This is a genomic window from Microbacterium sp. P2_F9 (assembly GCF_056403635.1).
In genome coordinates, this window is record NZ_JBFUFC010000116.1 from 1 (window position 1) to 11,925 (window position 11,925).

Annotated in this window: 12 protein-coding genes; 4 read left to right on the forward strand and 8 right to left on the reverse strand. The window is 68.8% G+C overall.

All coding sequences use genetic code 11. The features are described from left to right. Nucleotides 1-131 precede the first annotated feature (131 nt). The 5 genes from AC1DVT_RS12685 to AC1DVT_RS12705 all read right to left on the reverse strand — a co-directional run bounded on the left by AC1DVT_RS12685 (nt 132) and on the right by AC1DVT_RS12705 (nt 5,393). A complete protein-coding gene (locus tag AC1DVT_RS12685) occupies nt 132-1,172 on the reverse strand; it encodes an amidohydrolase family protein (protein WP_477389391.1) in 1,041 nt (346 codons plus the stop codon). Beyond that, nucleotides 1,169-2,302, reverse strand: a complete 1,134-nt coding sequence (locus AC1DVT_RS12690) for an FAD-dependent monooxygenase (protein ID WP_477389393.1) — start codon at nt 2,300-2,302, stop codon at nt 1,169-1,171. The genes AC1DVT_RS12685 and AC1DVT_RS12690 overlap by 4 nt, the downstream gene beginning before the upstream one ends. Before the next feature lie 43 nt (nt 2,303-2,345). Continuing rightward, on the reverse strand, nt 2,346-3,335 hold the full coding sequence (locus AC1DVT_RS12695) for a cyclase family protein (protein ID WP_477389395.1): 990 nt from the start codon (nt 3,333-3,335) through the stop codon (nt 2,346-2,348). Then, nucleotides 3,332-4,294, reverse strand: a complete 963-nt coding sequence (locus AC1DVT_RS12700) for a fumarylacetoacetate hydrolase family protein (RefSeq protein WP_477389397.1) — start codon at nt 4,292-4,294, stop codon at nt 3,332-3,334. Before AC1DVT_RS12700 ends, AC1DVT_RS12695 begins: the two co-directional genes overlap by 4 nt. A gap of 79 nt (nt 4,295-4,373) precedes the next feature. Continuing rightward, nucleotides 4,374-5,393: a VOC family protein gene (locus AC1DVT_RS12705; protein ID WP_477389399.1), complete on the reverse strand. Its 1,020-nt coding sequence runs from the start codon at nt 5,391-5,393 to the stop codon at nt 4,374-4,376. Nucleotides 5,394-5,532: 139 nt separating this feature from the next. Here AC1DVT_RS12705 and AC1DVT_RS12710 point away from each other — a divergent pair, with 139 nt between their 5' ends. Both AC1DVT_RS12710 and AC1DVT_RS12715 read left to right on the forward strand, forming a co-directional pair. Beyond that, a complete protein-coding gene (locus AC1DVT_RS12710) occupies nt 5,533-6,519 on the forward strand; it encodes a LysR substrate-binding domain-containing protein (protein ID WP_477389401.1) in 987 nt (328 codons plus the stop codon). After that, nucleotides 6,516-7,280 (forward strand): SDR family NAD(P)-dependent oxidoreductase, encoded by a 765-nt coding sequence (locus AC1DVT_RS12715; protein WP_477389403.1) that lies wholly within the window; start codon nt 6,516-6,518, stop codon nt 7,278-7,280. The genes AC1DVT_RS12710 and AC1DVT_RS12715 overlap by 4 nt, the downstream gene beginning before the upstream one ends. 86 nt (nt 7,281-7,366) lie before the next feature. Here the strand turns inward: AC1DVT_RS12715 and AC1DVT_RS12720 are convergent, their stop codons facing one another. From AC1DVT_RS12720 to AC1DVT_RS12730, 3 genes are all read right to left on the reverse strand, one after another. Then, the gene (locus AC1DVT_RS12720) at nt 7,367-8,593 is read right to left on the reverse strand and encodes an MFS transporter (RefSeq protein ID WP_477389405.1); all 1,227 of its coding nucleotides are present in this window, start codon (nt 8,591-8,593) and stop codon (nt 7,367-7,369) included. A 149-nt stretch (nt 8,594-8,742) separates the two neighbouring features. After that, entirely contained in the window at nt 8,743-10,086 is a 1,344-nt protein-coding gene (locus AC1DVT_RS12725) for an MFS transporter (RefSeq protein ID WP_457101705.1), read from the reverse strand. Between the two features lie 226 nt (nt 10,087-10,312). Next, nucleotides 10,313-11,188, reverse strand: coding sequence for a helix-turn-helix transcriptional regulator (locus AC1DVT_RS12730; RefSeq protein WP_477389407.1), 876 nt, complete (start codon nt 11,186-11,188; stop codon nt 10,313-10,315). Between the two features lie 155 nt (nt 11,189-11,343). On the opposite strand from AC1DVT_RS12730, the gene AC1DVT_RS12735 reads away from it, so the two are divergent. Together AC1DVT_RS12735 and AC1DVT_RS12740 are read left to right on the forward strand one after the other, a co-directional pair. Next, on the forward strand, nt 11,344-11,778 hold the full coding sequence (locus tag AC1DVT_RS12735) for a cupin domain-containing protein (protein ID WP_477389409.1): 435 nt from the start codon (nt 11,344-11,346) through the stop codon (nt 11,776-11,778). Continuing rightward, nucleotides 11,775-11,925, forward strand: a 151-nt coding sequence (locus AC1DVT_RS12740; RefSeq protein ID WP_477389411.1) for a DUF2255 family protein, incomplete at its 3' end; no start/stop codon positions are given. The genes AC1DVT_RS12735 and AC1DVT_RS12740, both read left to right, overlap by 4 nt.

Consider the following 11,925-nt stretch of genomic DNA (forward strand, 5'->3'; position numbering starts at 1 on the left):
ATCCAGTCCCCGCGCGAGCACGTCGGCGACCGTCAGGCCGCCGGGGAACGGGACGACGTGGTCGTCGATCACGAAGCCCTCGGACGCTTCGACAAGCTCAGCGACCGCGGGGTCGGTCCACCGTGCGAGCTTCATGCGCGCACCAGCGTCTCGAGCAGGGCGTCGGCGTTGCCACCGAGGATGCGCGCGGCGAGGTCGGCGGGCAGCCCGGCATCGCGGACGAGCGCGACCGGATCGTCCAGGCCCATGTCGAACGGATAGTCGCTGCCCAGCACGACCTGCGACGCGCCGGCGACCTCGACGAGCGCGCGCAGCGCGTGCGGGTCATGCACGACGGTGTCGAACCAGATCTTGCGGAGGTACGTCGACGGAGCGTGCGCGCAGCGCCGTGCCTCGGGGCGCACCTGCCAGGCGCGGTCGGAGCGTCCGATCGCGGTGGGCAGGTAGCCGCCGCCGTGCGCGGCGACGATCCTCAGCTCCGGATGCCGATCCAGCCCGCCCGCGAAGATCAGGTGCGACAGCGCCACGGCGTTCTCGGCGGGCTGACCCACCGTGTTCGAGAGGTAGAACTTGTCGAGGCGCTCGTCGAGGCTGCAGCCGAACGGGTGCAGGAAGACGATCGCGCGCAGCTCGGCGGCGCGCGCCCAGAACGGCTCGAGGCGCGGGTCGGAGAGTTCGACCTCGCCCGCGAACGACGAGATCTCGACGCCGGCGAGCCCGCGGCCGAGCACGGCGTCGTCGAGGCACTCGACGATCCGCTCGGGGTGCTGCAGCGGCACGAGTCCGAGACCGGTGAGCCGCTCCGGCGCCTGGGCGACGTGCGCCGCGACGAGGCGATTGGCCTCGTTCGCGACCCACACCGCGAGGCCTTCTGGAGCCCACGGGTAGAAGTGGTTCGGCGAGGCGCTGACCCACTGGCGGTCGACCCCCTGCGCGTCCATTTCGGCGAGGCGCACGCTGACGTCGGTGAGCTTCGGGATGCGGGCGCCGACCATCGGACCCGACACCGCGAGGCTCTCCGCGCCGTTGCGCTTCAGCTCGAGCGCGGCGGCCTCGCGGACGCCGTCGGGCGCGCGGCGCTCAACCTCGCCGGCCAGCGATGGCAGCAGGATGTGCGCGTGGACATCGGTGACCGTCACGCCACTCCCCTCGCGGCTGTTGATGTCGCTCATGCCGGCTCCGACATCTGGTGGGCGACGCTGAACATGAGGCCAGGAACATCCGCATCCCGCACCCCGTCGAGCTGCCACTGGCCGAGCTGGACGGATGCCTCGACCACCCGCCCTGCACGAGGAAGCCGGCGCGCGTGGAACTCATCCCATAGGTCCTGGTCCACGGCGTCCCGGGAGACGAGCAGTTCGGTGAGGACGAAGGCGTCTTCGAGCGCCTGGGCCGCGCCCTGCGCGATCGTCGGAGGGCAGGAGTGCGCGGCGTCCCCGATCACGACGACATGGCCGCGGTTCCAGGGGGCGGGAACGATGTGCTGCGTGAACCACGTGTAGTTCGCGTGCGCGCCGCCCTCGAGGTCGGCGCGGATCGAGTTCCACGGTCCGTCGTAGGCCCGCGACTCGTCGAGCATGATCTGCGTCGCCTCGTCRTCGGGGGTGCCGAACCGGTCCTGTGCCTTCTCGACGAGGAACGCGTACATCGAGTCCTCACCGGTCGGCGTGTACCCGGCGATGAATACGGGGCCCCCGTAGTACAGCTCGCTGCGGACCACCTCGGCGGGACGTGAGACGAACGAGCGCCAGATGCCCATGCCGGTGGGCTCCGGCTTGGTCTCGATCCCGATGATGTCGCGCACCGCCGAGTGGAGTCCGTCGGCGCCGACGAGCAGGTCGTAGACCCCCGCGGACTCCTCGTTGACGAAGACCTCGACGTGATCGTCTCCCTGCACGAGCCAGGTGACCTTGGCGCCGAACCGGATGTTCGCGCCTGCGGCGGTGGCGTGCGCGAGGAGGATCCGGGCGAGCTCGGCCCGCGGCATCCCCATCGCCGCCGGATAATCCGGCCCGCCGGTCTTGACGTCCGGAAGCTCGGCGACGATCGGCGCACCAGGGCCAGGGGCCCGCAGGTTGAGTCCCTCGAACGGGTAGCCGGCGGCCTGGATTTCGTCCCAGGCGCCGAGCGCGTCGAACACGCGCAGCGCATTGCCCTGCAGCGAGATGCCCGAGCCCAGCACGCTCGGTTCGGGCTTCGCCTCGAAGACGTCGACCTCGACGCCGGCCTTGGCGAGCTGGATGGCGGTGGCGAGTGCCGCGACGCCGCTTCCGGCGATGGCGACCTTGTTCACAGCGGTCATGTCAGAACCTCTCTGTTCTGGATTCGGGTTCGGGTTCGGGTTGTCAGAGGATGGCGACGGGGTTGATCGGCGAGCCGACCGCCCCCGTGATGGGGAGCGGCGGCGCGGAGAGCAGGAAGTCGTAGCGGCCGAGCTCGGCGCAGACATGGCCGAGTTCGTCGAGGTCCCACATCTCGCCGATCGTGAGGCCGAGGTTCGGGATCACGACCTGGTGCAGCGGCTGGAAGGCGGGCACGTCGAACTCGTTGGGCCGCACCTCGAACCCCCACGTGTCGGTCGCGATCGCCGCGATCTCGGTGCGGTGCAGCCATCCCGCGGTGGTGAGCGACAGTCCGGGGGCGGGTCCCCCGGCATAGTCGCCCCAGCCGTCGCGGCGCGCGCGGGCGAGCTGCCCGGTGCGCACGAGCACGATGTCGCCGCGACCGATCGTCACGCCCTGCGCGGCGGCCGTGGCATCCAGCTCGGCCGCGGTGATCGCGTAACCGTCCGGGAGCTCGCCGGTCTCGGGCTGCAGGTGGCGGCCGACGTCCAGCAGCACCCCCCGGGAGACGATGACGGATGCCGCGTTCTCGATGCCCGTGACGAGATCGCCCTCGCTCGTCACGACATCACCCGCGCGTCGCCCGTTCCAGGCCATGCCGTGGTCGAAGATGTGGCCGAGTCCGTCCCACTGCGTCGAGCACTGGAGCGGCATCGCGATGACGTCGTCAGCGCCGCCGATCCCGTGCGGGAAGCCCTGGTTGCCGCGCTCCGCGTCGACGCCGGTGTCGGTCATCGTGTGCACCGGGTTGGTGCGGCGTCGCCACCCCTTCTGCGGGCCGTTCGTGTCGAACGACTGGGACAGCGACACCACCTTGCCCTCGCCGACGAGGGCCGCGGCATCCACTCGCTTGCCTTCGTCGATGAAGTTCAGTGTGCCGAGCACATCGTCCTCACCCCAGCGCCCCCAGTTGCGATATGCCTCGGCGCGCGCGGCGATCTCGCCCTCTGGATCGGTGCGGTCGAGGTCGGCCGGGTGCTCGCTGGGGGTCATCGGGCAGCCTCCGCCACGCAGCGCACGACCTGCGTGCCGAGGCCCGCGATCGAGCCGGTCATGACGTCGCCGTCCTGCAGGAAGCGCTTCCAGTGCTGGCCGTTGCCGGCCGGGCTGCCCGTGAGCAGGATGTCGCCGGGAAGCAGCGGCATCGTCTGGGAGGCTCCGGAGATGAGGGCGGCGATGTCGAAGAGCAGGTCATCGGTCGACCCGTCCTGCATGACCTTGCCGTTCAGTTCGAGGCGCAGGTTCAGGTGGCCTGCGTCGATGAACGGCGCCGGCACGAGGAACGGGCCGGTCGGCAGGAAGCCGGGCGCGTTCTTGGCGCGGTACCAGTCGGTGCCGATCTCCTTCATGTCCTTACGGAACACCAGATCGCGCGTCGTGATGTCGTTGACGATCGTGTACCCGGCGACATGGTCGAGCGCGTCCTCGCGGGACACCCGGAAGGCCTCACGGCCGATCACGACGGCGAGTTCGAGCTCCCAGTCGTGCACCTCGCTGTAGGCGGGGAGGGTGAGCGGAACGTCGTCTCCGACGACGCACGCGGGCAGACCGATGAAGAAGTACGGCTCGCCGTTGGCGGCGCGGTCATCCATCATCTTCKCCGCGAACTCGCGCGCCTCTTCGGGGGTTCGATCGCTGTTGTTCGTGAGCCCGGCCGCGACGAGTTCGATCACGTGCTGGCGGTAGTTCGCCCCGGCCTGCAGCACCTGGCGCGGCTCGACCGGAGCCGTGAGAGTCACGTCGGCCAGCGGCATCCACTCTCCGTCCGCCTCGGCGAGCACCCGCAGCCGCTCCCAGTCCGGAGCCGCCAGGAACGCGTTCAGGCCCGAGGCGCCGAGGTCCTCGGTGCTGAGCCGGCGGATGCGCTCCCCCACGACGAGGCCGAGGGCCRCGCCATCCGCGTCATGAAAGCGGGCGAGCGCGTACGGCGCGTCAAGTCGGTCGGTGGTCATCTGTGGTTCCGTTCGTCGCTCTTCATCGTGCGAGTGGTGTCGGGGCGGCCCGGCAAGGCGGACCGCCCACGAAATGGTGTCAGCCCTGGCCGTGCTTGGCGTACGGGTTGAACAGGGCTTCCTTGATCTCGTCGGGCACGCCCTCTTCGGTCGCGCTCGGGCCATCGGCGGCCGGGAAGGACTCGGTCATCGACATCGGCATCGCGCTGTTGCGGTAGAAGTTGTTCGACCMCTGCGACGGACGCCACGTGTTGGGCTCCCAGTCGGGCACGTAGTTGCGGTAGCCGCCGGTGTTCAGCTCGATGCGCAGGCTGGAAGGCTCGCGGTAGTAGAGGAAGTTCTGCTCGCCGATGCCGTGGATCGACGGGCCGTACTCGATCGGGTAGCCGTTCTCCATGAGCACGTCGGCCGCGATGAGCAGCTCTTCGCGGGTGTCGACCCAGAACGCGTAGTGGTTGACGCGGCCGGCGCGGCTCGAGCCGTCGAGCACGACGCCCAGGTCGTGCGACTTCTCGTTCGTGGTCAGCACCGAGAACACCGAGATCGGCGCCTCGTCGAGGACCGTCTTCGCCATGATCCGGAAGCCGAGCACCTCGCTGTACCAGGCCGCGAACGCGTCGACGTCGCTCGTGGCGATCGTGACGTGGTCGAGCTGGCGGGGCGCGCCCGCGACCTTGCTGCGACGGTTCGGGCGGTCGGGGTAGATCGACGCGTTGTCGCCCTCGGCGACGTGCACGCGCTCGACATCCCAGTGCAGGGTCAGCGTGTGGCCCCACGGGCCGGTGAACCGGTAGGCGCGGCCGATGGCGGGTCCGTCGAACCACTCGCCTTCGATGCCGGTGGCCTCGACGGCCTTCGCCGCCGCCTCGAGCGCCTCGGCGCTGGAGGTGCGCCATGCCGCCGTGACGAGCGACGGCTCATCGCCGGGCGCGACGACGACGGAGTACTTGTAGTAGTCGCCCCAGCAGCGGAGGTAGACCTTGCCGTCGATGCGATCGACGACGGTGAGTCCGACCTGGTTCACGTAGAAGTCGACGGATGCCTCGACATCCGGTGCGGTGATCTCGACATAGGAGAGGTGGGAGAGCAGCTTGATCATCTTCGATCCTTTCGAAAGAGTTCGGGTGTGGTCCCGAGTTCAACTATCGGCGGCGGGCAAGCATCAGGGAATCCGTGATTAGCTATCCCCGACATAGATGTCGTTTATGACCACGACGGTCATCAGCAGAAAGCACGCCATGCCTGATCGCCCCCCACTCTCTCGGTTGGACCTCAACCTGCTCATCGCCCTCGATGCGCTGCTCACCGAGCGCAGCGTGACGAAGGCCGCCGAGCGGCTGCGCTTGAGTCAGCCGGCCCTGAGCGCATCGCTCGCCCGCCTCCGGACGCACTTCAACGACCCGCTCCYGGCGCGTCGCGGCAATGCGTACGAGCTCACCCCGCTTGCGATCCGGCTGACCGATCACACCTCCACGGCGCTCGAGGCCGCACGACGGGTCTTCGAAAGCCAGGCCGATTGGGCCCCGCAGGAGTCAACCCGCGAGTTCTCCATCTACGGCTCGGACTACGGCTTCGCGACAGTGGGCGCCGCCGTCTCGGCGCTCGCCGCCCAGCGCGCACCCGGGGTGCGCTTCCGCTTCATGCTGCACAGTCCGACGATCATCGACGAGATCGAGACCCGCCTCCGCTCCGTCGATGCCCTGCTCATCCCGCACGGCTTCCTCACGGGCCTGCCGTACCTCGACCTGTGGCGCGATCACTGGCTGGTTGTGGCATCCGACACCAACGAACGCGCGGCGCAGGGCATCACCATGGAGCTCATGGCCGAGTCCCCCTGGGTCTTCACCTACCAATCGCGCACCGCGTTCACCTCGGCGACGCGGCAGCTGCAGCAGCTCGGCATCGAGCCGCGGGTGGATGCCGTCGTCGAGAGCTTCCTCTCGCTCCCGCACTTCATCGCCGGCACCGATCGACTCGGACTGATCCAGTCGGGGCTGGGCACCGCCGCACTCGGACAGGGTGGCATCCGTCTGTTCGAGCCGCCCTTCGACGCGACCCCGGTGCTCAACGCCCTCTGGTGGCACCCGGTGCATTCGCGCGACCCGGAACACGCCTGGATGCGGAGCCTGTTCGCTGAGGCCGCCGCCGGGATGCCGGCACCCAGCGCAGCCCGCGCGGATACGGTCGCAACGCACTCTCCCGATATCGAAGGGCAATCCGCATGACCACTTACTCCGGACTCGATGGCCGCACGATCGTCATCACGGGCGCCGCGCGCGGGCAGGGGGCGCGCGAGGCGCTGCTTCTCGCCGCGAACGGCGCCCGCGTGATCGCCACCGACGTGTCCGACACTCCCCCGCCCGAGTTCGCGGGCACGACGATCGAGTACCGCCGGATGGACGTGGCAAGCGAGCAGGACTGGGCGGACCTCGCGGCCACGCTGGCTGAGGCTGCTCCGATCCGCGGCCTCGTCAACAATGCCGGCGTCACGCATCGCTCGCGGTTGGGCGCCACCGACCGCGCCGACTGGGACCGCGTGCTCGCCATCAACCTGACCGGGGCGATGCTCGGCATCCAGGCTCTCGCCCCGCTCATGGGCGAGGGCTCGTCGATCGTCAACATCGGGTCCTCGGCCGCCCTCACGGCTCACTACCCGGTCGCCTACACGGTGAGCAAATGGGGTCTCCGCGGGCTGACGCACGTCGCGGCGACCGAATACGGACCACGCGGCATCCGAGTGAACATCGTGCACCCCGGCTTCATCGAAACCGACATGACCGCGAACGCCCCCACGCCGATGCGCGACGCGCAGCTCTCGTTGACCCCGCTCGAGCGGACGGGTGAGGCCGACGAGGTCGCGCACGTCGTCGCGTTCCTGTTATCGGATGCCGCAGCCTACGTCTCGGGCGCCGAAATCCCCGTCGACGGAGCGTTCACCTCGTCAGCAGGCGTCAAGGTCATGGCCGACCGCATCGCCGGCGGCTGACCGCCACCGCGGCGGAACGGGTCGACTCGCGCTGCGGACATGCGGATGGCCGGGGTCACACTTGACCCCGGCCATCCGCGCGTGGCTCAGCTTGCGACGCTGACCTTCGCCGCCCGCCGCTGGGCGAGCCCGACGAGGAGACCGACGAGCGCTGCGGCGATGCCCACGACCCCGACCGCGACGGACAGGCCGCCGACGCCTGCCCCGATGGCGCCCATCAGGATGGGGGTCAGGAACTGGCCGAAGAAGAACGCGGCGGTCCACAGGCCGGTGACTCGTCCCCGATCTTCGAACTGGGTCGCCGCGACGACCCAGGTGACCAGCGACGGCAGCAGCAGACCCGATCCGAATGAGGCGATGACCGCGCCGACGATGATGCCGGCGAGCCCGGGAACGACCCAGATCACCAGCATGCCGACGGCCTGAAGGGCGAACGCGACGGGCAGGAGACGTCCCGCCCGGCCCTTCGCCAGCCGGGCGAACAGGAGGCCGCCGATGGCGGTGGCAAGCGACGCGATCGCCGCGACGAGTCCGATGACCGCGGTGTCAGTGGCGGCGACGCCGGTGCCGACGACGAGGTAGCTCGCCTCGATGATGATCACGTAGAACGTGAAGCCGCCGAAGACGGTGACGAGCAGCGGCACGCCGATCCGCCGCCACGGGATGCGCGTCTTCACGCCCGCCTCTTCACGCGTGTCGCCCGCCTCGAGCGGCGTCGGCTCCCACAGCGCGAAGATCATCGGCACGGCGATCACGATGCTGATCGCGTAGACCCAGAACGGAGTGTGCCATCCGCCCACACCGAGCGCGCCGCCGAGGATGATGAACACCGTCGCGGCCAGGGTCGTGGTGACCGTCTGCAGACCGAGGTACCTGTTGCGTCGGTGCGGTTCGTGGAAATAGTCGACAATCAGGGTCGTGCAGACCGTCATGATCGCCGCCTCGCAGACGCCGACCAGCACGCGGCTGATCAAGATCTCCGGGAGTCCCTCGAGCCACGCGGGAGCGGTGCCGACCACCGCGTAGGCGAACATCGCGATGATCAGCAGCGTCCTGCGACCGAGCCGGTCGACGATCTGGCCGGCGAACGGGGCGAAGATCGCGATGATCAGTGCGGGAATCGCGACGATCATCGGCACCAGGATCTCGGCGCCGKGCACATCGGCGAAGTGCTCGGACAGTTGCGGCAGCACCGGGGTGATCAGCACGGAGCCGAGCACGGGCATGCAGCTGCCCGCGAGCAGCAGGATGCCTTGCAGCGTGCCGGCTTTTCTCACAGTGGCGGGGTGGTCGGGCAGGGTGGTGCTCGTCATTGAGGTTCCTTCTCTCGTACAGCGCTGTACGACCGTCGACGGCGCGACGATCAACGTTCAGTGTGCGCACGCCGCGCCAACTCGGGAAGCTGATCTCCTTGATGAGGCACATAGCTCTCGGTGATAGGCGTCGCAGACGCCGTCTTCAGTTACCCGGCTTCCGCCACAGGCGCCGCCCGCGTGATGAGCGCCCAGCGCGGGTTGCCCTCGTGTCCGAGCTCCGGCAGCCGTGTCACCAGCAGCGCACCCACGACTCCGAACACGGCGAGGCCGACGTAGAGGGCGGTGTAGCCGCCGAGCAGCAGGAACAGCGGAGCGATGAACGGCACCACCGACGAGGGCAGGGTGTTGGCGAGGGCCATCACAGCGATGTCCTTGCCGACATTCTCGGGGTTCGGCAGCATCCGCACGCTCAATGCGAGGTCGACGGAGAGGAAGACTCCGGAGCCCACGCCGAGGAGTGCGACGCCGATGAACAGCACCTCCACGCTCGGCGCGAGCCCCATGATCACGAGCGCGACCGCGGCGATGACGCCCGCGAGCATGACGAACGGCTTCTGGCGGTGCAGCTTGTCAGACAGCACACCGCCCAGGGTGCTGAAGACGATGATCACGACGCCGTAGACCAGCGTCAGGAGCAGCACCGGAGTCGCGACCTCTTCTGGGGCGTAGTCGAAGCGATTGATGAGCAGGAGTGCCGTGTAGGTGGTGCTCGCGCCCGTGCACGTGACGAGGAACCGCACCGCCCACGCCCATCCGAACGCAGGGTGGGTGCGTGGGTTCACCCAGAAGGACTTGAACAAATCGACGACGCTCAGGCGCTTCTCGCCGTCCGGTCGGGTCTGCTGCGGGTCTTTCAGCAGAACCACCGCCACGATGACCAGCAGGATTCCGGAGAAAGCGACGATCACCCATTGCAGCCACGGCATCGAGGTGACGGCGCTGACGGCTGCCAAGCCCAGGACCGGACCCAGGATCGCCATCGACCCGAGGATGCCGGACATCGAACCGCGTCGCTTGGTCGGCACCTGCTCGGCAAGCAGTGCGCCTGTCGCCGCGAGCTGCACGTTGACGAAGATGGTGACGAGAGCCCAGACCACCACGACCTGCCACACCTCGGTCGTGAAGATCATGCCGACCAGCACCAGCGAGGAGACGAGGCCGCCCATCAGGATCCAGCTCCGGCGCTTGCCAAGGCGCGCCCTCGAGCGATCGCTGAACCGACCCGTGAGGGGCTGCGCGATGAGGCCGAGCAGCGCGGCCACGCCGGTGACGATACTGAAGGCGGATGCCGCCTCCGCACCCGCGATCGCCGACAGGTGCACCGTGAGCAGCAGGCTCACCGGAACCGCCGAGACGATGAAGGCGCCGGCATAGGACGTCGCCATCGAGCCCATGAGCCGTCGGAAGGGCGTCGCTGGATTGAGTGCGTCGCCGACCGGCGGCAGGCCCTCCACCTCGAGGGGGTTGAGCCCAGGCGCGTTGATGGTCATGACACTCCTTCGTGTGGATGAGCCGGTGGGGGGAGACCGGCTCGGCGGTCGGGTACCGCGGACGAGCGCACGGAGTCCATCCGCCGGCAAGTCAGTGAGGATGCTAACCCGCCGCTCGGTGTGCACGAAACCAGAGGAGTACTTGTACCCGGTACGGCAAAGCGGCGGCGGTGGAGCTGGTCCGGCGCGCGCCGAATGCGACGCGATGACGACGCGGGGCGACTTCCTAGGACGTCACGCCGGTGCGGGGTTCCGAGGTGCTCGTCGTGGCTGCCCAGCTGGCGAGGACTTTGAGTGCGTCCGCTGAGGGGGTGCCAGGCTCGGCGGTGTAGGTCTGCATGGTGAGGCCCGGGTCGGAGGGCAGCTCGAAGGCTTCGTAGCTGAGTTCGAGGTCGCCGACGACGGGGTGGTGGAGGTGCTTGACGCCGGTGCGATGGAAGCGCACATTGTGCGCCGCCCACAGGGTCCGGAATCGCTCGGATCGGGTGGACAGCTCGCCTACGAGATCGCTGAGGCGCTTGTCGTACGGGTTGCGACCGGCCTCACCGCGGAGGGTCGCGACAAGTTCCTGGGTGTTCTTGTCCCAGTCCGGGAAGAATTCCTGCGCGGCGGGGTTCAGGAACGCGAACTTGGCGCTGCTGGGCGTCGGCTCGGCGAAGATCGGCGCGTACAGAGCTCGGCCGAGCTGGTTGGCGGCGACGTATTCGAAGTAGTTGTTGCGCACCAGCGCAGGCGCGTCGGTGATGGCGTCCAGAAGGCGTTGGATGCTGGGGCGGATCGCCTCAGCGCGTTTGCGAGGCTTCTTGACCATCGGTGACGCATTCGCGATGCGGGACAGGTCGAACAGGTGCGCGGTCTCCGCGTCGTCGAGCTGCAGGGCTCGGGCGAGGGAATCGAGGACGCTGTCGGATGCCCCCGAGAGGTCTCCGCGTTCAAGGCGGGTGTAGTAGTCGACACTGACTCCGGCGAGCATCGCGACTTCTTCGCGGCGCAGCCCGGGCACCCGGCGGTTGCCGCCGTACGCGGGGAGTCCTGCCTGGTCGGGAGTGATGCGGTCCCTCCGGGTGGCCAGGAACTCCCGCACTTCGCTGCGATGATCCATAGTCTCGACCGTACGCGGCCCCGCAAGATGCTGGGAGGGTCTGCCAGTACCGGGCACGCGGGGCACTGGCACGGGAGCGCGACGCTCAACCATGATGACAACAGCTGCGGCGCACATGAACTGGCGCCATCCGCCCGACGCCGACAAGGAATCCGATGAACATCGAACCCGTTCAGCCGACCGTCAAGAATCCGCCGGACAAGTTCGCCGGGGACGTCTGGCTCGACCTGATCGCCACCCCGCACGATCCTGACCAGCGGATGACGGTCGCCACCGTCAGGTTCGCGCCCGGTGCCCGCACCGCCTGGCACTCGCACGCACGCGGCCAGTATCTGCGCGTGACCCAGGGCGTCGCCCGATTCGGGCACCGCGACGGCACGATCATCGACGTGCCGGCCGGGCAGACCCTGTACACCCCGCCGGGAGAGGACCATTGGCACGCGGCGGCGCCCGGCTGCTTCATGGAGCACATCGCGATGCTCGAAGCCGGAGACGACCCCGCGACCTCCACGATCTGGAAAGAGYACATCACCGACGACCAGTACTCAGGCGGCGGCATCCGAGAAGAGGAGTCGGGGGCAGACGCATGACGTGGACTGACCAGGAGCTCGAGGAACTCGATCGCGCGTACGAGGTGCGGGTCGCGGGTCGTCGCGCGGACGGCTCCTCGCGGACGCTCACGATCGTCTGGCACGTCGTCGTCGACGGACACCTCTACCTTCGCTCGGTGAAGGGGC

What these genes read in the sequence shown, in the direction of transcription:
- AC1DVT_RS12715 (WP_477389403.1), top strand. Translation starts at nt 6,516, where the DNA reads ATGACCACTTACTCCGGACTCGATGGCCGCACGATCGTCATCACGGGC.
- AC1DVT_RS12695 (WP_477389395.1), bottom strand. Translation starts at nt 3,335, where the DNA reads ATGACCCCCAGCGAGCACCCGGCCGACCTCGACCGCACCGATCCAGAG.
- AC1DVT_RS12685 (WP_477389391.1), bottom strand. Translation starts at nt 1,172, where the DNA reads ATGAGCGACATCAACAGCCGCGAGGGGAGTGGCGTGACGGTCACCGAT.
- AC1DVT_RS12725 (WP_457101705.1), bottom strand. Translation starts at nt 10,086, where the DNA reads ATGACCATCAACGCGCCTGGGCTCAACCCCCTCGAGGTGGAGGGCCTG.
- AC1DVT_RS12730 (WP_477389407.1), bottom strand. Translation starts at nt 11,188, where the DNA reads ATGGATCATCGCAGCGAAGTGCGGGAGTTCCTGGCCACCCGGAGGGAC.